Below are 20,136 nucleotides of genomic sequence, written 5' to 3'. Positions count from 1 at the left end.
TCAGTTGCGCTCCATGTCAATGTCAATACCCAACGAACGGATTTCCTTCACCAGAACGTTGAACGATTCGGGCATGCCAGCATCAATCGTGTGCTCACCCTTGACGATGTTTTCATAAACTTTGGTTCGACCAGTGACGTCATCAGACTTCACCGTGAGCATCTCTTGTAAGACATAAGAGGCGCCATATGCCTCTAAGGCCCAAACTTCCATCTCACCAAAGCGCTGTCCACCAAACTGGGCTTTTCCACCTAAAGGTTGCTGCGTGACCAAAGAGTATGGTCCAGTTGAGCGAGCATGCATCTTGTCATCAACCAAATGATGCAATTTCAAGACGTGCATTACACCAACGGTGACTGGGCGCTCAAATGCATCGCCAGTACGTCCGTCATACAGGGTAATTTGTTGACGCGACGGGGTCATATGCAAGCTCTTGGCCTGATCATCGGGATAAGCAAACTCCAGCATCTTGCCAATCTCGTTCTCGGTAGCTCCATCAAAAACAGGAGTTGCAAATGGCAAGCCATTCTTCAGATTGCTCGCAAGCTCCAGAATCTGCTCATCGCCAAACTCATCAATGTTTTCTTGACGACCCGTTTCGTTATAAAGCGTCTTGAAGAACTTTCTAAGATCAGCTATCTTGGCTTGCTCTTTGAGCATGGCATCAATACGTTTGCCTATGCCCTGCGCAGCCCAACCCAAATGGGTCTCTAGAATTTGGCCAACGTTCATCCGTGATGGGACACCCAAGGGATTCAGCACAATATCAACAGAACGACCATCGGCCATGTAGGGCATATCTTCCACTGGAACAATCTTGGATACGACGCCTTTGTTACCGTGACGTCCTGCCATCTTGTCACCAGGCTGCAAGCGGCGCTTCACCGCCAAGTACACCTTGACCATCTTGGTAACGCCTGGAGGCAACTCATCGCCTTGGGTCAGCTTCTTACGCTTTTCCTCAAACGCTGCATCAAATTGCTTACGCTTTGCCTCAATCGAAGCTTTAATCGCCTCAACCTGTGTAGCGATCTCTTCATCCGCCGGACGAATATCAAACCAGTGATAACGATCCAATTCCGACAAATACTCTTTCGTAATCTTGCTGCCTTTAGCTAATTTCTTAGGTCCGCCATTCGCAGTTTTGTTCAAGAGTAATTTTTGTAGACGATCAAATGCATCGCCCTCAACAATACGCAACTGGTCATTCAGATCTAAACGATAGCGTTGGAGCTCTTCGGCAATAATCGATTGAGCACGTGCATCTCGTTCAATACCCTCACGCGTAAACACTTGAACATCGATGACAGTTCCGCTCATACCCGATGGCACACGCAAGGAAGTATCTTTAACATCAGAGGCTTTTTCACCAAAGATTGCGCGCAATAGCTTCTCTTCTGGGGTCAGAGTGGTCTCACCTTTTGGTGTTACCTTACCGACCAACACATCGCCTGCCTCAACCTCGGCACCGATGTACACAATACCGCTTTCATCAAGGCGCGCCAATTGGGATTCGGCCAAATTGGAAATGTCCCTTGAGATCTCTTCCGAGCCTAACTTGGTATCTCGCGCTACAACTGACAACTCCTCAATATGAATCGAGGTATAGCGATCATCCGCTACAACCTTCTCAGAAATCAAAATAGAGTCTTCGAAGTTGTAGCCGTTCCAAGGCATAAAGGCGACGGTCATATTTTGACCCAAAGCCAATTCACCTAAATCGGTTGAGGCGCCGTCTGCAACCACATCGCCACGCTTGACATGATCACCCACTTGAACGATTGGGCGTTGGTTAATGTTGGTATTTTGATTCGAACGAGTGTATTTCGTGAGGTTATAAATATCCACGCCTACCTCACCAGCTGCGGTCTCATCATCATTCACACGAATCACGATACGGTTTGCATCGACGTAATCAACCACACCACCACGCGTTGCCATCACCACAGTTCCAGAGTCGAGCGCCACAATACGCTCAAGGCCCGTACCAACCAATGGCTTGTCAGGACGTAAACAAGGCACGGCTTGACGCTGCATGTTTGCGCCCATCAATGCGCGGTTTGCATCGTCATGCTCCAAGAACGGCACAAGGGAAGCTGCCGCAGAAACAATTTGACTTGGCGCGACATCAATGTAATCAATCCGCTCTGGACCAACCATCATGGTCTCGCCCGCTTGACGAGCCGACACTAATTCGTCTGCCAACTTACCATTTTTATCAATGGTCGCATTCGCCTGAGCAATCGTGTACTTTGCCTCTTCAATCGCCGACAAATACTCAACCTGATCGGTTACCTTGCCATTACTTACCTTACGGTATGGTGTCTCAAGAAAACCGTGCTCATTTAGTCGGGCAAATAAGGCGAGTGAGTTAATCAAACCAATGTTTGGTCCTTCTGGTGTTTCAATTGGGCAAACACGGCCATAATGGGTTGGATGCACGTCGCGTACCTCAAAGCCGGCACGCTCACGCGTTAGTCCACCAGGTCCCAATGCTGAGATACGCCGCTTATGGGTAATCTCAGACAATGGATTAGTTTGATCCATAAATTGCGATAGCTGCGATGAGCCAAAGAACTCACGAATCGCCGAAGAAATCGGCTTGCTATTGATTAAATCATGGGGCATTAAATTCTCAGTCTCGGCTTGACCAAGGCGCTCTTTAACAGCGCGCTCGACACGCGATAAACCAGCACGAAACTGGTTTTCTGCTAACTCACCAACGCACCGCACGCGACGATTGCCGAGGTGATCGATATCGTCAACCTCGCCTTTACCATTGCGCAAATCAACCAAAATTTTGATGGTATCCATGATGTCTTCGTTAGAGAGCACCATGGGGCCTTCCATCTCACTGCGCCCCAAACGACTATTGACCTTCATGCGACCAACGCGCGATAAGTCATAAGAATCTTCGCTATAAAACAGGCGCTGGAACAAAGCCTCAACCGCATCTTCAGTGGGTGGCTCACCAGGACGCATCATGCGATAAATAGCGATGCGAGCAGCCGTTTGATCAACTGTCTCATCCATACGCAAGGTCTGCGAAATATAAGCACCGCAATCTAAGTCATTGGTGTAGATGGTTTCAAATTGCTTAATGCCGCTTTCACGGAGTTTGGCTAAAAGCTCTTCGGTAATCTCATCGTTCGCACTTGCCAATACTTCACCAGAGTCCGGATCAACAATATTTTTAGCGATTACGCGACCGATTAAAGAATCATCCGGGACGGCGATAATTTTGGTTTTGGCAGCCTCAAGCTCACGAATATGCTTTGCATTGATGCGCTTGTCTTTTTGAACAACGACAACGCCGTTCTTATCAACAATATCAAATCGAGCAACTTCACCACGCAAACGCTCTGGAACAAATTCCATCGATGCACCGGATTGCGAGAGTGTGAAATGGTCAAAATTGAAGAAGTTCGCCAAAATTTGCTCATTGTTTAAGCCAATCGCTTTGAGCAAAATAGTGACAGGCATCTTGCGACGACGGTCTACCCGGAAGTACAAAATATCTTTAGGATCAAACTCGAAATCCAGCCACGAGCCACGGTAAGGAATAATGCGAGCAGAGAACAAAAGCTTCCCTGAACTATGGGTTTTGCCTTTGTCATGCTCAAAAAATACACCGGGTGAACGATGCAGCTGAGAAACAATCACACGCTCGGTGCCATTGATCACAAATGAGCCGGTATCGGTCATCAAAGGGATTTCACCCATGTAGACTTCTTGCTCCTTAACCTCTTTTACTTTTTGGGGCGCCTCGCGATCATTAATGATCAAGCGGACTTTGGCGCGCAAGGCGGAGTGGTAGGTCAAGCCACGCTGTTGACACTCTTTGACATCAAATGGTGGTGGCGATAATTGATATGAAACATATTCCATGCGCGCATATCCATTGTTGGATACGATCGGGAATATCGACGTAAATGCAGACTGAAGTCCTTCATTCGCTCTTGCGGTTACAGGTTTATCAGCCTGCAAAAATTTAGCGTAGGACTCGAGCTGGGTTGTAAGCAGGTATGGAACCTGGTGATTATTGGGTCGCTTAGCAAAACTCTTACGGATGCGCTTGCGTTCGGTGAAGCTATAGTTCATTTCATCTCCGATGGCAGCGACTGAGCAAAGATTTGGCGGCTGGCCTCTACCAGCCTCTGGCGGACAGCAAAACAATATTAATTGTCATGCCCGACCAAACTTGTCTTCTGCAGTCGTATCAGAAGGCAAACCAGATTTCAGACTTACATCAGTAAATGTGAGATCTGGTTTGACCACTGAGGATCAAACCGCGGAGAGCCCGTAAGCCCTCCGGCAATCTCAAAATTACTTGAGCTCGGCTTTTGCGCCAGCGTCTTCGAGCTTTTTCTTAGCCTCTTCCGCTGTTTTCTTGTCAACGCCTTCTTTAATTGGTTTTGGTGCGCCATCAACTAAATCTTTTGCTTCTTTCAAGCCAAGGCCAGTGATTTCGCGAACTGCCTTAATCACGCCAACCTTGTTGGCACCAGCCTCAAGGAGGTTTACGGTGAACTCGGTCTTTTCTTCAGCAGCAGCCGCACCACCGCCACCACCAGCAGGTCCGGCGACAGCCATTGCAGCCGCAGAAACACCAAACTTCTCTTCGAATGCTTTAACCAAGTCATTCAAATCCATTACGGACATATTGCCAACTGCTTCAATAATTTCTTCTTTAGTAATTGCCATTTTTAGCTCCTAAACTATATTAGTTAATCCTACGCATTAAGCCGCAGGAGTTGGGTTGTCTTGCTCGGGTGTAGCACTAACTTCAGGTGCTGGCTCAGCGGCAGCTTCGGCAACTGGTGCGGCCGCTACAGCTGGCGCTCCACTTGCTTTTTGTTCTGCCACAGCACCAAGAACACGAGCCATTGCCGATACAGGCGCCTTCATCACTCCCAATAGCTTCGAGAGTAATTCTTCGCGTGACGGAATCGTCGCTAGTTCTTTAACACCGTTTACATCCAGTACTTTGCCGTTATAAAAGCCTGCCTTGATGACCAGTTGATCTTGACCTTTAGAAAACTGATGCAATACCTTTGCCGGAGCAACAGGATCAGCAGAGATTCCATAAATCAAAGGTCCAACCATTGAGTCGCCAAGTTGCTCAAACGGTGTTCCCTGCGCAGCACGACGCGCCAAAGTGTTCTTCAATACACGAAGATAAACACCTTGGGAACGTGCATTGGCACGCAAGGTGGTCAACTCGCCCACGGGAATCCCGCGATACTCGGCAAGCACCACTGTTTGAGCCGCAGCCAATTGAGCGCCGACATCAGCCACAATCGCTTTTTTGTCTTCTACATTCAAAGGCACGGTTTAACTCCTTCTCATTCCGACTGTTTCCAATCGGGGTTACACACCAGCGTCTGATTTGTCTATTACGGGGTGTGCCCGAAATATCCTTACAGGGTCGCCATCTAGGTTGGTTGTCGCTCTCGCAACAATTAAGAACTCGTCAAACAACACTTTGTTCACCAACGGTCTTTGATGTTCGAGTGCCAAGGCACTCGACCCAAAGTTTGTTTACTACAGGCTTATGCAGCCTGTAGTGAAGCTTGATCGACACGCACACCAGCGCCCATCGTACTGCTGAGTGCGATCTTTCTTAAATAAATCCCTTTTGATGCGCTTGGCTTGGCCTTATTTAAAGCCTCAAGCAAGGCCAATAAATTGGTCTTAAGGGCGGTTGGCTCAAAAGAACGGCGGCCGATCGAAGCGTGCACAATTCCGGCCTTGTCAACTCGGAACTGGACTTGACCTGCCTTCGCATTCTTAATCGCAGTGACTACGTCAGGGGTCACGGTGCCAACTTTGGGATTGGGCATCAAACCACGTGGGCCCAATACCTGTCCCAAGGTTCCAACAATCTTCATCGTGTCTGGAGATGCAATCAGCACATCAAAGTTGATGTTGCCGCCCTTGATCTGTTCGGCCAAATCTTCCATGCCTACGATTTCGGCTCCAGCCGCTTTTGCTTGCTCGGCCTTTTCGCCTTGAGCAAACACGGCAACACGTACATGCTTACCGGTACCTGCGGGCAGCACAACTGCGCCACGAACAACCTGGTCAGATTTCTTTGCGTCGATACCTAGCTGAACAGCAACATCGATTGACTCATCAAACTTCGCCGTTGCGCACTCTTTTACCAATGCTAAAGCATCATCTAATGGATAGAATTTATTACGATCAACCTTGGACTGAATCGCTTTCACGCGCTTTGATAATTTAGGCATGTTTAGACTCCTTCCACAGTAATGCCCATCGAACGGGCGCTGCCTGCCACAGTGCGTACGGCGGCATCTAAATCAGCAGCCGTTAAATCAGGCATTTTTAACTTAGCAATCTCTTCAGCCTGGGCGCGAGTAATCTTGCCAACCTTATCGGTATGAGGCCGGGGTGAACCCTTCTCAATTTTTGCTGCCTTCTTAATCAAAATGGTTGCGGGGGGAGTCTTCATCACAAATGAGAAGCTCTTGTCCGCAAAAGCAGTAATTACGACCGGAATTGGTAAACCAGGCTCCATGCTCTGAGTTTGAGCATTAAACGCTTTACAGAATTCCATAATATTGAGACCGCGCTGACCTAATGCAGGACCAACGGGTGGGGATGGATTTGCTTTACCAGCAGGAATCTGCAGCTTGATAAAGCCAATAATTTTCTTTGCCATACTTGCTCCAAAAAAGCGCGCTAACCAATTGTGTTAACCGCTGTTGAGTAAACGCTTCACCAGAATTGGCGTGTTCTAGATCCGCTCCTCGATAACTACTTGATACCTCTATAAATTACATCTTCTCCACTTGGCCAAATTCAAGCTCAACGGGAGTACCGCGACCGAAAATTGTAACAGAAACGCGGAGTTTTGACTTCTCATAGTTCACTTCTTCCACATTTCCATTGAAATCGGTAAATGGGCCCTCTTTGACACGAACCATCTCACCCACCTCAAATAGGGTCTTAGGCTTAGGTTTATCTACCCCGGCCTGCATTTGATCCATGATTTTGCTGACTTCTGCAGTTGAAATTGGGGATGGGCGATTACGAACACCGCCTACGAAACCAGTGACTTTAGGCGTATTTTTGACCAAATGCCAGGTCTCATCGGTCATTTCCATCTCAATTAATACATAACCGGGGAAAAATCGGCGCTCAGAAACGGCCTTTTGGCCTGATTTAACTTCTACCACTTCCTCCGATGGAACCAATATGCGGCCAAACTTATCGGCCATTCCGGAGCGAGCAATCCGCTCCTCAAGTCCCTTCTTTACGCTCTTTTCCATACCAGAATAGGCATGGATCACATACCAGCGCATATTTCCAGTTGCCTGAGGGTTGGAAACCATATCAGCATCAACCATATTGCCTCACTTCCAGCCTAAAAAGATTGAGAACACAAGCCATTCGACCAATTTATCAATTAGCCATAAAAAGAGCGCCATGATTAGAACGAAGCCAAACACCACAAGAGTCATACGAGTTGATTCTTGGCGGGTCGGCCAAACTACTTTTTTTACCTCTAACCAAGAGTCTTTGCTATAGGCTATAAAACGCTTACCATCGGATGAAAATGCCATCAAAATAACTGCGAGAGCAATTCCGCCCAATAATGCACCAAGACGAACCCAATAGCCTTGGTCAATCAGGGTGTAATAGAGAACCAACGCAGCGATCACAATAGCAACCGCTACAAGGCTAACCCAACCTGATTTCTGCTCCGAGCTATCTATCGTTTGTTGTGACATTTACAAATCCGCTTACTTAATGCTGGCAGGGGCGGAGGGCATCGAACCCCCAACCTTTGGTTTTGGAGACCAACGCTCTGCCAATTGAGCTACGCCCCTAATTCGTTCTTAAGCCAAAATCTTCGCAACCACACCCGCACCGACGGTACGACCGCCTTCACGGATTGCAAAGCGCAAGCCCTCTTCCATCGCGATGGGGGCAATGAGCTTTACGGTGATGGTGACGTTATCGCCAGGCATCACCATCTCCTTGTCCTTTGGCAACTCAATCGAGCCAGTGACATCGGTGGTACGGAAGTAAAACTGAGGACGGTAGTTGTTAAAGAAGGGGGTATGACGACCGCCCTCATCTTTGGACAATACATAAACCTCAGCGGTAAAGTGGGTGTGGGGGGTAATCGAGCCGGGCTTAGCTAATACTTGGCCACGCTCCACTTCCTCACGCTTGGTACCGCGTAAGAGGATACCGACGTTATCACCGGCTTGACCTTGATCGAGCAGTTTACGGAACATCTCGACGCCAGTGCAGGTGGTCTTCAGCGTTGGCTTAATACCGACGATCTCAATCTCTTCACCGACTTTCACAATGCCGCGCTCGACACGACCGGTCACCACCGTGCCACGACCGGAGATCGAGAACACGTCTTCGACTGGCATCAAGAATGCGCCATCAATCGCCCGCTCGGGATTGGGGATATAACTATCTAAGGCTTCGGCAAGCTTCATGATGGCGCCCTCACCGAGCTCACCCTTGTCGCCTTCTAAGGCGAGCTTGGCAGAGCCCTTGACGATGGGGGTATCGTCGCCTGGGAACTCGTACTTGGAGAGCAGCTCACGTACTTCCATCTCCACGAGCTCTAAGAGTTCAGCGTCATCCACCATATCGCATTTGTTCATAAACACGATGATGTAAGGCACGCCCACTTGGCGGGCCAAGAGGATGTGCTCACGGGTTTGGGGCATGGGGCCGTCAGCGGCCGAGACCACCAAAATGGCGCCGTCCATCTGCGCTGCACCGGTAATCATGTTCTTCACGTAGTCGGCGTGGCCTGGGCAATCGACGTGCGCGTAGTGACGATTCTTGGTCTCATACTCGACGTGGGCGGTATTGATCGTAATACCACGGGCCTTCTCTTCAGGGGCCGCATCGATCTGATCGTAGGCTTTGGCTTCACCACCAAAGAGCTTGGAGAGCACGGTGGTAATTGCTGCAGTTAAGGTGGTCTTACCGTGGTCGACGTGACCAATGGTGCCAACGTTCACATGGGGTTTAGTCCGTTCAAATTTTTCTTTTGCCATTTTGGGTGCCTTGTAATCTACTTAAATCAAATTGAGTCACACTAAAAAAATTAACCACAAAAACTGGTGCCCATGGGCAGGATCGAACTGCCGACCTCTCCCTTACCAAGGGAGTGCTCTACCACTGAGCCACATGGGCAGCGCTCTTACATCACACTGCATCGATACTGCACATGAACTACAAAAGCTGGAGCGGGTGAAGGGAATCGAACCCTCGTCATAAGCTTGGAAGGCTTCAGCTCTACCATTGAGCTACACCCGCAGTAAAAACTGCTTAGTTACATCCACTCATACTTCACTTATTCCGCTCTTACTTCTTTTACTACCCATTCATCTGGTGGAGAGAGTTGGATTCGAACCAACGTAGGCGTAAGCCAACAGATTTACAGTCTGCCCCCTTTAGCCGCTCGGGCATCTCTCCGAGAACCGTACATTTTCTCTTGTTCGGTCACTGCTGTCAATCTGCAAGTCCTTCTTCCACAAGTGAAAACGCCCAGACCGTAGGGGTCTGGGCGTCACACATTGGTGCCCGGCAATTACCTACTTTCACACGGGTAATCCGCACTATCATCGGCGTTGAGTCGTTTCACGGTCCTGTTCGGGATGGGAAGGGGTGGTTCCAACTCGCTATGGTCACCGGGCGTAGATGGTAGGTTGTTTCCAAAGAAACAACCCAATTTGAGCAAGCAATGTATTACTTAATATCGATAGTGACTTGAATCACGCAAACTTCAGCACAATGGTGCTGGTTATAGGATCAAGCCTAACGGGCAATTAGTATCAGTTAGCTTAACGCATTACTGCGCTTCCACACCTGACCTATCAACGTTGTGGTCTTCAACGACCCTTTATGGAGGTTAAACCTCCGGGAGATCTTATCTTCAGGCAAGTTTCCCGCTTAGATGCTTTCAGCGGTTATCTCTTCCGTACATAGCTACCCTGCGATGCTTCTGGCGAAACAACAGGTACACCAGCGGTACGTCCACTCCGGTCCTCTCGTACTAGGAGCAGCCCCCGTCAAATCTCCAACGCCCACGGCAGATAGGGACCAAACTGTCTCACGACGTTTTAAACCCAGCTCACGTACCTCTTTAAATGGCGAACAGCCATACCCTTGGGACCGGCTACAGCCCCAGGATGAGATGAGCCGACATCGAGGTGCCAAACACCGCCGTCGATATGAACTCTTGGGCGGTATCAGCCTGTTATCCCCAGAGTACCTTTTATCCGTTGAGCGATGGCCCTTCCATACAGAACCACCGGATCACTATGACCTGCTTTCGCACCTGCTCGACTTGTCGGTCTCGCAGTTAAGCACGCTTTTGCCATTGCACTTTAGGCACGATGTCCGACCGTGCCAAGCGTACCTTCGTACTCCTCCGTTACACTTTGGGAGGAGACCGCCCCAGTCAAACTGCCTACCATGCACTGTTCCCGACCCGGATAACGGGCCAAGGTTAGAACCTCAAATAAATCAGGGTGGTATTTCAAGGTTGGCTCCACCAGAACTAGCATCCTGGTTTCAAAGCCTCCCACCTATCCTACACAGACCGATTCAAAGTCCAATGCAAAGCTACAGTAAAGGTTCATGGGGTCTTTCCGTCTAGCCGCGGGTAGATTGCATCATCACAAACATTTCAACTTCGCTGAGTCTCAGGAGGAGACAGTGTGGCCATCGTTACGCCATTCGTGCAGGTCGGAACTTACCCGACAAGGAATTTCGCTACCTTAGGACCGTTATAGTTACGGCCGCCGTTTACTGGGACTTCAATCAAGAGCTTGCACCCCATCATTTAATCTTCCAGCACCGGGCAGGCGTCACACCCTATACGTCCACTTTCGTGTTTGCAGAGTGCTGTGTTTTTATTAAACAGTCGCAGCCACCATTTTATTGCAACCCTTTTGCCCTTCTGTTGTTCACAGTTAAGCTACTTGGGCGTACCTTATCCCGAAGTTACGGTACCAATTTGCCGAGTTCCTTCTCCTGAGTTCTCTCAAGCGCCTTAGAATACTCATCTCGCCCACCTGTGTCGGTTTGCGGTACGGTCTCGTTAGACTGAAGCTTAGAGGCTTTTCTTGGAACCACTTCCAATTGCTTCGTGAGCAAGCTCACTCGTCCCACACCCTTGATTTACGCTACCGGATTTACCTAATAGCCATCTCCAATGCAGGAACCGGGACATCCAACACCCGGACAACTCTCCGCGATCCGTCCCCCCATCGCATCTAACGACGGTCAAGGAATATTAACCTTGTTCCCATCAGCTACGCATCTCTGCCTCGCCTTAGGGGCCGACTCACCCTACGCCGATGAACGTTGCGTAGGAAACCTTGGGCTTACGGCGAGGGGGCTTTTCACCCCCTTTATCGCTACTCATGTCAGCATTCGCACTTCTGATACCTCCAGCATGCTTTACAACACACCTTCGCAGGCTTACAGAACGCTCTCCTACCATCACTTACGTGATTCGCAGCTTCGGTAACTGGCTTAGCCCCGTTACATCTTCCGCGCGGGACGACTCGATCAGTGAGCTATTACGCTTTCTTTAAAGGGTGGCTGCTTCTAAGCCAACCTCCTGACTGTTTTAGCCTTCCCACTTCGTTTCCCACTTAGCCAATTTTAGGGACCTTAGCTGGCGATCTGGGTTGTTTCCCTCTTGACACCGGACGTTAGCACCCGATGTCTGTCTCCCGTGCTGACACTCAAAGGTATTCGGAGTTTGCTATGGCGCGGTAATCCGCAATGGACCCCACAACCATTACAGTGCTCTACCCCCTTTGGTGATACACGAGGCACTACCTAAATAGTTTTCGGAGAGAACCAGCTATTTCCAGTTTTGTTTAGCCTTTCACCCCTATCCACAGCTCATCCCCTAACTTTTCAACGTTAGTGGGTTCGGTCCTCCAGTACGTGTTACCGCACCTTCAACCTGGCCATGGATAGATCAACTGGTTTCGGGTCTACACCCAGCAACTAACGCCCTATTCGGACTCGCTTTCGCTACGCCTTCCCTATGCGGTTAAGCTTGCTACTGAATGTAAGTCGCTGACCCATTATACAAAAGGTACGCAGTCACCCCTTACGGGGCTCCTACTGTTTGTATGCATGCGATTTCAGGATCTATTTCACTCCCCTCCCGGGGTTCTTTTCGCCTTTCCCTCACGGTACTTGTTCACTATCGGTCGATTACGAGTATTTAGCCTTGGAGGATGGTCCCCCCATATTCAGACAGGATTTCACGTGTCCCGCCCTACTTGTCTCTAGCCTAGTACCACACATCATTTTTCGCATACGGGGCTATCACCCTTTATTGCCGGACTTTCCATTCCGTTCTGCTAAATGTTGTGCTATCACTAGAAGGCTGTTCCCATTTCGCTCGCCACTACTTTGGGAATCTCGGTTGATGTCTTTTCCTCTCGCTACTTAGATGTTTCAGTTCACGAGGTTCGCTCCACACACCCTATGTATTCAGATGTGGGTGCCGCAAAAGCGGCGGGTTTCCCCATTCGGAAATCTTCGGATCAAAGCTTGTTTGCCAGCTCCCCGAAGCTTATCGCAGGCTACAACGTCCTTCATCGCCTGTAATCGCCAAGGCATCCATCACATGCACTTATTCACTTGATCCTATAACGAGCACCATTACTGATACTGGTTACAGGTTTTACTTCTGACATGTTTGCCGTAATCCAAACTTGATAAAACTCATTTGTATTACTGATGATTCAATCACTACCCATACTACTTGTTGTTTGATGCACTCTCAAAGATGCATCAAACGCATTGCTTACTCAAATTGTTAAAGAACAGCCATAAATGGCAAAACAAAACACTGCAGCAATGCTTTGTTTTGACATTTAATGATGGTGGAGGATGACGGGATCGAACCGACGACCCCCTGCTTGCAAAGCAGGTGCTCTCCCAGCTGAGCTAATCCCCCATCGACCGCAATCTGTACCGCCGCTTGATGGTGGGTCTGGTAGGACTTGAACCTACGACCCCCGCCTTATCAAGACGGTGCTCTAACCAGCTGAGCTACAGACCCGTGGCGTTTTTTGTCAACCGATAAGTGTGGGCACTAAAGTTTTAGCATCATTCTCTAGAAAGGAGGTGATCCAGCCGCACCTTCCGATACGGCTACCTTGTTACGACTTCACCCCAGTCATGAACCCTGCCGTGGCAATCGCCCTCCTTACGGTTAGGCTAACTGCTTCTGGCAAAACCCACTCCCATGGTGTGACGGGCGGTGTGTACAAGACCCGGGAACGTATTCACCGCGACATGCTGATCCGCGATTACTAGCGATTCCAGCTTCACGTAGTCGAGTTGCAGACTACGATCCGGACTACGATGCGTTTTAAGAGATTAGCTCCCCCTCGCGGGTTGGCAACCCTCTGTACGCACCATTGTATGACGTGTGAAGCCCTACCCATAAGGGCCATGAGGACTTGACGTCATCCCCACCTTCCTCCGGTTTGTCACCGGCAGTCTCTTTAGAGTGCTCTTGCGTAGCAACTAAAGACAAGGGTTGCGCTCGTTGCGGGACTTAACCCAACATCTCACGACACGAGCTGACGACAGCCATGCAGCACCTGTGTTCACTTTCCCTTACGGGCACCTAATGTATCTCTACTTCGTTAGTGACATGTCAAGGGTAGGTAAGGTTTTTCGCGTTGCATCGAATTAATCCACATCATCCACCGCTTGTGCGGGTCCCCGTCAATTCCTTTGAGTTTTAATCTTGCGACCGTACTCCCCAGGCGGCTGACTTCACGCGTTAGCTACGTTACTGAGAATGTAAATTCCCAACAACTAGTCAGCATCGTTTAGGGCGTGGACTACCAGGGTATCTAATCCTGTTTGCTCCCCACGCTTTCGTGCATGAGCGTCAGTGTTATCCCAGGGGGCTGCCTTCGCCATTGGTGTTCCTCCACATATCTACGCATTTCACTGCTACACGTGGAATTCCACCCCCCTCTGACACACTCTAGCTATACAGTCACAGACGCCATTCCCAGGTTAAGCCCGGGGATTTCACGCCTGTCTTGTATAACCGCCTGCGCACGCTTTACGCCCAGTAATTCCGATTAACGCTCGCACCCTACGTATTACCGCGGCTGCTGGCACGTAGTTAGCCGGTGCTTATTCTTCAGGTACCGTCATTCGCAGACTGTGTTAGAGCTGCTGTTTCTTCCCTGACAAAAGAGCTTTACAACCCGAAGGCCTTCTTCACTCACGCGGCATTGCTGGATCAGGGTTGCCCCCATTGTCCAAAATTCCCCACTGCTGCCTCCCGTAGGAGTCTGGGCCGTGTCTCAGTCCCAGTGTGGCTGATCGTCCTCTCAGACCAGCTACTGATCATCGCCTTGGTGAGCTTTTACCTCACCAACAAGCTAATCAGACATCGGCCGCTCTAATCGCGCGAGGCCTTACGGTCCCCCGCTTTCCCCCTCAGGGCGTATGCGGTATTAGCGCAACTTTCGCTGCGTTATCCCCCACGATAAGGTACGTTCCGATGTATTACTCACCCGTTCGCCACTCGCCACCAGGTGCAAGCACCCGTGCTGCCGTTCGACTTGCATGTGTAAGGCATGCCGCCAGCGTTCAATCTGAGCCAGGATCAAACTCTTCAGTTCAATTCCTGTGAACCTTGCGGTTCGTCGCACTCATTTAAGAAATTGACTTGGTAAAAAACCAAATCATTTTTACTGTCTATGAGTACTGTTTATATACATCTGTCCCGAAGGACTGGATGCCTCTACTCAGTACCCACAATTATCGGTTGACTAATTTTTAAAGAAGGCCGTCCCCAGAGACAATTCATGGAAATTCAGCGAAGTCCATAACTATGACATACCCTTAGAGGGATGTCAACACCTTCTTACAAATATTTTTATGCTGCCGGACCCCAAAATTAGCCCTGTAAACTTGGGCCACAATAAAATCAATAGGTTAGAAAATCTCTTTGGCCAACTCTTTGAATTTATAGAAAGCGGGGGGGCCAGATATTAGGGTAAATACTAATTATTTGGGATCAAAACACATCCAAATTCAGTTTGGGGCTGGATTGGTGTCTGGCTGCGAGGTTCTTGCCTTACCTTCTTGCTCAAGGCGCCGCTTCTCCGCTTCCGAAATAATGTCAAAAAAGGCAAATACCTGCTTCACACCGCTTACCTTGCTAACAATTTGCTTAGCCTTGTCGGCCTCTTGCTGGGTCAATATCCCCATTAAATAAACTTTGCCACTCTCAACCGAGATGTTCATGGAATTTGAGGGAATATCAGGGCTAAAAATGAGTTGGGTTTTGATAGTTGAGGCCAGATAGGTATCACTTGCCCTTTGACCCAATGAGCTATTGGGCCCGATCGCAATTTCATTGAACAAGGAGCGGACATTCTTCATCGCCTTCACATCATTGCCTGCCTGAGTCTTGATGGTCTCGTCTTTCGCCTCGCCGATTAGAAGAACTTTTTGGTTAAAAGAGACAACGACGATGTGCGCAGAATCCCCAAACTTTTTGGAGAGCTGACTATTAGCTTCAATCTCAATTCCTAAATCAATTGCCTGGACCGCGGGCGTTCTACGATCAGCCAAGATTGTTACGCCACCCACCATGCCACCAACCACTAAAACACCGCAAGCAGATAGCTGCAGTGCTAGTAGGGCCATACAAACTATTTTGACGAGTCGCTTCATTTCAATCCTCGCTAAACAAAACGTGATCCACGCCATCACAAAGGCAGTGCAACAAAAGTAAATGGGTTTCTTGAATGCGTGCAGTACGGGTTGCTGGAACACATAAATGAACATCTTTGTCGCTTAGTAATGTAGCAATTTTTCCCCCGCCATTGCCTGTCATCGCAACAATATGAATACCAATCTTTTTGGCTGCTTCAATCGCCTTGACAACATTCTTTGAGTTCCCGGATGTTGATATCGCAATCAAGACATCGCCTTGGCGCCCGATACCGCGCACCTGCTTGCTAAATACATCCTCATAACTGTAATCATTTCCGATGGCTGTCAATATGGACGAGTCGGTTGTGAGTGCGAGCGCAGCAAGCTCGCGACGCTCACGTTCAAAGCGACCCATTAGTTCAGCTGCAAAATGTTGTGCGTCTGCTGCGGATCCACCATTCCCGCAGGCCATTATTTTTCCGCCGGCTTCAATCGATTGTGTGATCAAAAGAATGGCGCGCGCAATTTCTAAAGGTAAGACTTGGGCCCCCAACTGCTTTGTCGCAATACTATCAACAAAATGCTGTTGTGCCCTGGCTTTTAGCTCATCGACTGGTTTTGTTTTCATCACAATATTATGCTCTGTTTTGCAATCCCCAAATCCTGTTCCGTGTGATTTTCGTTTCGATTCATTTACAGGGATAATTGATTCTAAAGGGGTTCTTCATGCTGGAAATACCATCACTCGACGCATTGCAAAAGCAAGACTTTCCAAGTGCCAGTTTGTATGTCGTTGCCACCCCCATCGGAAATCTGGGGGACATTACATTCAGAGCATTGCATGTGCTGAGCCTTGTCGACGGCATTGCCTGTGAGGACAAACGTCATAGCCTATTACTTCTCAAGCATTATGGAATTACCAAACCAATGGTGGCCATTCATGAGCACAACGAACTTGAGGCGGCAAAAAAACTGATGGTCCGTCTTGAAGCGGGAGAACGCTGGGCCTATCTATCAGATGCTGGTACCCCAGGAGTCTCCGATCCTGGGGCTCGTTTGGTCACCGAAATTCAAATGAACGGCTATCGAACCATTCCCATTCCAGGCGCAAGCGCACTGACTGCCATGCTTTCGGTTACGGGAGGAGCATTGCTAACAGGTCGCGGGCAATTTCAGTTTCTGGGCTTTTTGCCCACCCCCAAAAATGAGTTAGAAGAGGTGCTTCGTTTCATGATTGAAAGCCCCATTCCAACCCTGTTTTACGAGAGCCCCCATCGCTTAACTAAAACCTTAATTCGATTGAGTAAGCTTCTCGATAGTGATCGACGAATAATCATTGGGCGAGAGCTAACTAAAAAATTTGAGGGCCTTTTTTCATTAAGGCCTAACGAAATCCCAGCCTGGTTGGAAAACCCCAATCACTTAAAGGGGGAATTTGTCTTTGTCCTTGAGGGGAGGGATCGCAAAATTGTTACTGAAAGCGACGAATCTTTACGCTTAGCCCATTTGCTCAGTGAGCAATTGAGTAGCAAAGATCTTTGTGCAGTTTTGCAATCGATGTATGGCCTTCAAAAAAATGAGGCCTATGAACTTGCCCTTAAAGTAAAGAAGGGGGGCAGCTAGTTACTTTGCTGGCTCTGCTGGTGCCGGTGCGGGAGCGGGGGCCTTGGGCTCAGCAAATTTTCCACCGGCCGAATTCGCTAGGTAAACAACCGATCGAGCAATTTCATAATCGCTGACATCTGCAGGGCTTGCGCCGCCACGGGCTGGCATAGCGCCTTTGCCCTTCATGACCGATGCATAGAGGGCGTCATAGCCTTTGGCGATTCTGCCGCCCCAGGCGGATGAATCCGCATACTTTGGAGCGCCAGCAGCGCCGGAGTTATGGCAAGAAGCGCATACTGCTTTGTAAACCGCCTCGCCCGTTTGAACTTCGCGGGGAGCGCTGGCATCCTTGAAATTCAATTTACCAACCGGCTTAATCAAGGTCTCGGTGCTTTTTTCTGAGGCCACATTTTCTTTATTTTTTCCACTACTGACATAAACAATCAACAAGAAAATAATGATTAGGGGTACAAAAAAACTAGCAATTACCGCAATACTCAATTGCTTTGTATTTTTGATTAAATTACCGTGCTCTTCACTCATAATGGCTCGAAAAAGGGTGGTTAACTAAGAATGCCATGAATTATACCGAGAGCAAGCTGGTCTCAGGCACTTACAATACATACTGATTTATTTTGAATGCGCCCGTAGCTCAGTGGATAGAGTATTGGCCTCCGAAGCCAAGGGTCGCAGGTTCGATTCCTGCCGGGCGCGCCAGTTTCATCATGCTGTAATACTGAAATCCCAAAAAACCACTATGATTCAGGCATCCAAAGAAAGTTACTGTGTCAGAGTTCAATAGCGCCCTTCACTCCAATCAAGTATTGGTTAATCCGGCACCCCTAAGCCCAGATCTTCCCCTTCCTCACCGCAAGGTTATTCGGTCATGGCTAAGCCCAATGACCGAGGCAAGCACAGTCCGGGCCATTTCTCTTTTGATACTCGATTCGCTCTTGTGGATACTCAGTATTGCCGCTACCGTTTATTTTGAGAATATTCTGATCAAAATTCTATTTGGCGTGATCGCCGGCTTTGTGACTGGACGAATCTTTATCCTGGGTCACGACGCCTGTCATCAAAGTTTTACCGCCCATCGCTCCTTAAACAAAGTGCTTGGTCGCATTGCTTTTTTGCCCTCCCTTACTCCATACAGCCTTTGGGATATTGGGCACAACGTAGTCCATCATGGACAAACTAATCTCAAAGGCTTTGATTTTGTTTGGGCACCCCTTTCAAAATCAGAATATGACGCCCTTCCCAAATGGCGACAATTTCTAGAGCGGCACTATCGAAGTGGTTGGGGTCCCGTCACATACTATTTGATTGAAATTTGGTGGAACAAGATGTTCTTCCCCAATAAAAAATACCGCCCTGCGGACCGTTCTATTTTTATAAAAGATAACGTTCTGGTGAGCGCCTTTGCACTGATCTGGATTGGGCTCTTAAGCTTTTTTGCTATCAACACAGGGCAATCCGTTCTGATCGCCATACTGTGTGGCTTTGTGCTTCCTTATTTATTTTGGAACGGAATGATTGGGTTTGTGGTCTATGTACACCATACCCACCCAGCAGTTTGTTGGTACGACAATAAATCAGAGTGGTTAAGGGCGCAGCCTTTTGTATCGACCACGGTTCACTTAACCTTTGGTTTCTATTGGGGAGCCTTGATGCATCACATCATGGAACATACCGCGCATCACGTTGATATGAGCGTTCCCCTTTATAACCTTCCGGCCGCCCAAAATCGACTGGAAACCCTTCTGCCAGAGAGAATTATTGTTCAGCCGTTCTCATGGAAATGGTATTTTGATACTGCCAAAACCTGCAGACTCTATGACTTTGCGGAGAAGGCTTGGCTTGATTTTGATGGCAATAAAACTGCGAATTCCGTTCGGGTTCTACTTACCCCCTCTAACAATGGGGAAACGAGGTAAAATAATGGTTTCGAGAAGATTTATCAGATTCCGTTATGACCACGTCAACCACCCCAACCCCCACCCAAGAGACTTCTCCTAGCCTTAAGTTTTGCTCTTCATGCAGCCGGGAAAAAAGGTTAGAAGGGGGCACTTGGATTCCTACGAGCAATCGTAAACAGCGTTGGATTTGTGCGAGCTGCCTATACAACCGCACCCACCGCACAGGCTCCGCTAAAACCTAGGCGCCATCCCCAACATAGGGGTTGCTTTGTCTCTCCCGGCCAAATGTCGACATCGGGCCGTGGCCTGGAACAAAATGCACATCGTTGCCTAGCGGCCATAACTTTGTTTTGATGGCATGTATAAGATCCGCGTGATTACCTTTTGGAAAATCGGTGCGGCCAATCGATCCGGCGAATAAGACATCGCCAACAAAAGCAAGACGGGTAGGCTCGTCATAGAACACGATGTGACCCGGCGTATGTCCTGGACAATGAAACACCTTTAATTCATGCTCTCCGAGATGAACCGTATCCCCATCGAGCAACCAACGGTCCGGCTCAAACGGCTCGGCCTCCCCAAACCCAAATCGGACCGTTTGCTCAGGAAGTTGATCAAGCCAAAATTTTTCAAGAGGGTGAGGGCCCTCAATCGGAACCTGCCATTTTCTCGCAAGCTCTTTTGCTCCAGCGCAATGATCCAAATGACCATGAGTTAACAGCACCTTACTGAGTTTGACATTCAGTTTGGATAAGGCGTCTTCAATTTTTTCTAAATCTCCACCTGGGTCGACAACTGCCGCTTCTTTGGTTTTGTCACAAAACACGATTGAGCAATTTTGTTCAAACGGAGTCACAGGAACAATTGCGAGCTTTAGGGTCAT

14 protein-coding genes, 7 tRNA genes and 3 rRNA genes are annotated in these 20,136 nt (G+C 48.8%); 3 read left to right on the top strand and 21 right to left on the bottom strand.

What is annotated here, in order from left to right; genetic code table 11:
• The 19 genes from rpoB to QUE61_RS00140 all read right to left on the bottom strand — a co-directional run bounded on the left by rpoB (position 1) and on the right by QUE61_RS00140 (position 16,360).
• A complete protein-coding gene (gene rpoB / locus QUE61_RS00230) occupies positions 1 to 4,101 on the bottom strand; it encodes a DNA-directed RNA polymerase subunit beta (RefSeq protein WP_286307006.1) in 4,101 nt (1,366 codons plus the stop codon).
• Positions 4,102 to 4,326: 225 nt separating this feature from the next.
• A complete protein-coding gene (rplL, locus tag QUE61_RS00225) occupies positions 4,327 to 4,704 on the bottom strand; it encodes a 50S ribosomal protein L7/L12 (protein ID WP_108507575.1) in 378 nt (125 codons plus the stop codon).
• A 36-nt stretch (positions 4,705 to 4,740) separates the two neighbouring features.
• A complete protein-coding gene (rplJ, locus tag QUE61_RS00220; RefSeq protein WP_286307005.1) occupies positions 4,741 to 5,331 on the bottom strand; it encodes a 50S ribosomal protein L10 in 591 nt (196 codons plus the stop codon).
• Positions 5,332 to 5,552: 221 nt separating this feature from the next.
• On the bottom strand, positions 5,553 to 6,251 hold the full coding sequence (gene rplA / locus QUE61_RS00215; protein WP_286307004.1) for a 50S ribosomal protein L1: 699 nt from the start codon (positions 6,249 to 6,251) through the stop codon (positions 5,553 to 5,555).
• Between the two features lie 2 nt (positions 6,252 to 6,253).
• The gene (gene rplK / locus QUE61_RS00210) at positions 6,254 to 6,685 is read right to left on the bottom strand and encodes a 50S ribosomal protein L11 (protein WP_108507572.1); all 432 of its coding nucleotides are present in this window, start codon (positions 6,683 to 6,685) and stop codon (positions 6,254 to 6,256) included.
• A 115-nt stretch (positions 6,686 to 6,800) separates the two neighbouring features.
• Entirely contained in the window at positions 6,801 to 7,358 is a 558-nt protein-coding gene (gene nusG / locus QUE61_RS00205) for a transcription termination/antitermination protein NusG (protein WP_371817070.1), read from the bottom strand.
• Between the two features lie 21 nt (positions 7,359 to 7,379).
• A complete protein-coding gene (gene secE, locus QUE61_RS00200; protein WP_286307003.1) occupies positions 7,380 to 7,757 on the bottom strand; it encodes a preprotein translocase subunit SecE in 378 nt (125 codons plus the stop codon).
• A gap of 23 nt (positions 7,758 to 7,780) precedes the next feature.
• Positions 7,781 to 7,856, bottom strand: a tRNA-Trp gene (locus QUE61_RS00195).
• Between the two features lie 9 nt (positions 7,857 to 7,865).
• Complete coding sequence (gene tuf / locus QUE61_RS00190) at positions 7,866 to 9,056, bottom strand: elongation factor Tu (protein WP_108507569.1); 1,191 nt, start codon at positions 9,054 to 9,056, stop codon at positions 7,866 to 7,868.
• A 64-nt stretch (positions 9,057 to 9,120) separates the two neighbouring features.
• Positions 9,121 to 9,195 (bottom strand) — tRNA-Thr (locus QUE61_RS00185).
• 49 nt (positions 9,196 to 9,244) lie between these two features.
• Positions 9,245 to 9,318 (bottom strand) — tRNA-Gly (locus QUE61_RS00180).
• A gap of 73 nt (positions 9,319 to 9,391) precedes the next feature.
• Positions 9,392 to 9,477: transfer RNA gene (locus QUE61_RS00175), tRNA-Tyr, on the bottom strand.
• 106 nt (positions 9,478 to 9,583) lie between these two features.
• Positions 9,584 to 9,697: ribosomal RNA gene (gene rrf / locus QUE61_RS00170) — 5S ribosomal RNA — on the bottom strand.
• 112 nt (positions 9,698 to 9,809) lie between these two features.
• Positions 9,810 to 12,681, bottom strand: a 23S ribosomal RNA gene (locus QUE61_RS00165).
• A 237-nt stretch (positions 12,682 to 12,918) separates the two neighbouring features.
• A tRNA-Ala gene (locus QUE61_RS00160) sits at positions 12,919 to 12,994 on the bottom strand.
• Between the two features lie 28 nt (positions 12,995 to 13,022).
• Positions 13,023 to 13,099: transfer RNA gene (locus QUE61_RS00155), tRNA-Ile, on the bottom strand.
• Positions 13,100 to 13,157: 58 nt separating this feature from the next.
• Positions 13,158 to 14,690 (bottom strand): 16S ribosomal RNA (locus QUE61_RS00150).
• The 16S, 23S and 5S rRNA genes sit together here with 5 tRNA genes alongside, the layout of an rRNA operon.
• Positions 14,691 to 15,105: 415 nt before the next feature.
• The gene (locus QUE61_RS00145; protein ID WP_286307002.1) at positions 15,106 to 15,750 is read right to left on the bottom strand and encodes a BON domain-containing protein; all 645 of its coding nucleotides are present in this window, start codon (positions 15,748 to 15,750) and stop codon (positions 15,106 to 15,108) included.
• Position 15,751: 1 nt separating this feature from the next.
• Complete coding sequence (locus QUE61_RS00140) at positions 15,752 to 16,360, bottom strand: phosphoheptose isomerase (RefSeq protein WP_286307001.1); 609 nt, start codon at positions 16,358 to 16,360, stop codon at positions 15,752 to 15,754.
• A gap of 98 nt (positions 16,361 to 16,458) precedes the next feature.
• Here QUE61_RS00140 and rsmI point away from each other — a divergent pair, with 98 nt between their 5' ends.
• On the top strand, positions 16,459 to 17,355 hold the full coding sequence (gene rsmI, locus QUE61_RS00135; RefSeq protein WP_286307000.1) for a 16S rRNA (cytidine(1402)-2'-O)-methyltransferase: 897 nt from the start codon (positions 16,459 to 16,461) through the stop codon (positions 17,353 to 17,355).
• Here the strand turns inward: rsmI and QUE61_RS00130 are convergent, their stop codons facing one another.
• Positions 17,356 to 17,880 (bottom strand): c-type cytochrome, encoded by a 525-nt coding sequence (locus QUE61_RS00130; RefSeq protein WP_286306999.1) that lies wholly within the window; start codon positions 17,878 to 17,880, stop codon positions 17,356 to 17,358.
• A 98-nt stretch (positions 17,881 to 17,978) separates the two neighbouring features.
• Between QUE61_RS00130 and QUE61_RS00125 the strand changes: the two genes are divergently transcribed.
• Positions 17,979 to 18,054 (top strand) — tRNA-Arg (locus QUE61_RS00125).
• A 182-nt stretch (positions 18,055 to 18,236) separates the two neighbouring features.
• Positions 18,237 to 19,271: a fatty acid desaturase gene (locus QUE61_RS00120; protein WP_286308356.1), complete on the top strand. Its 1,035-nt coding sequence runs from the start codon at positions 18,237 to 18,239 to the stop codon at positions 19,269 to 19,271.
• Positions 19,272 to 19,491: 220 nt separating this feature from the next.
• Here the strand turns inward: QUE61_RS00120 and QUE61_RS00115 are convergent, their stop codons facing one another.
• A complete protein-coding gene (locus tag QUE61_RS00115) occupies positions 19,492 to 20,136 on the bottom strand; it encodes an MBL fold metallo-hydrolase (protein WP_286306998.1) in 645 nt (214 codons plus the stop codon).

It is taken from the genome of Polynucleobacter sp. HIN5 (assembly GCF_030297555.1).
Taxonomy (GTDB): Bacteria; Pseudomonadota; Gammaproteobacteria; order Burkholderiales; family Burkholderiaceae; genus Polynucleobacter.
Note: the sequence above shows the minus strand (reverse complement) of the source record. Positions and strands in the feature narration are given on the sequence as shown.

Excerpts from the sequence above, each read along its gene's own strand:
- rpoB (WP_286307006.1), bottom strand. The coding sequence starts at position 4,101 with ATGAACTATAGCTTCACCGAACGCAAGCGCATCCGTAAGAGTTTTGCT.
- rplL (WP_108507575.1), bottom strand. The coding sequence starts at position 4,704 with ATGGCAATTACTAAAGAAGAAATTATTGAAGCAGTTGGCAATATGTCC.
- rplA (WP_286307004.1), bottom strand. The coding sequence starts at position 6,251 with ATGCCTAAATTATCAAAGCGCGTGAAAGCGATTCAGTCCAAGGTTGAT.
- rplK (WP_108507572.1), bottom strand. The coding sequence starts at position 6,685 with ATGGCAAAGAAAATTATTGGCTTTATCAAGCTGCAGATTCCTGCTGGT.
- nusG (WP_371817070.1), bottom strand. The coding sequence starts at position 7,358 with ATGGTTTCCAACCCTCAGGCAACTGGAAATATGCGCTGGTATGTGATC.
- secE (WP_286307003.1), bottom strand. The coding sequence starts at position 7,757 with ATGTCACAACAAACGATAGATAGCTCGGAGCAGAAATCAGGTTGGGTT.
- tuf (WP_108507569.1), bottom strand. The coding sequence starts at position 9,056 with ATGGCAAAAGAAAAATTTGAACGGACTAAACCCCATGTGAACGTTGGC.
- QUE61_RS00145 (WP_286307002.1), bottom strand. The coding sequence starts at position 15,750 with ATGAAGCGACTCGTCAAAATAGTTTGTATGGCCCTACTAGCACTGCAG.
- QUE61_RS00140 (WP_286307001.1), bottom strand. The coding sequence starts at position 16,360 with ATGAAAACAAAACCAGTCGATGAGCTAAAAGCCAGGGCACAACAGCAT.
- rsmI (WP_286307000.1), top strand. The coding sequence starts at position 16,459 with ATGCTGGAAATACCATCACTCGACGCATTGCAAAAGCAAGACTTTCCA.
- QUE61_RS00130 (WP_286306999.1), bottom strand. The coding sequence starts at position 17,880 with ATGAGTGAAGAGCACGGTAATTTAATCAAAAATACAAAGCAATTGAGT.
- QUE61_RS00120 (WP_286308356.1), top strand. The coding sequence starts at position 18,237 with ATGACCGAGGCAAGCACAGTCCGGGCCATTTCTCTTTTGATACTCGAT.
- QUE61_RS00115 (WP_286306998.1), bottom strand. The coding sequence starts at position 20,136 with ATGACCCTAAAGCTCGCAATTGTTCCTGTGACTCCGTTTGAACAAAAT.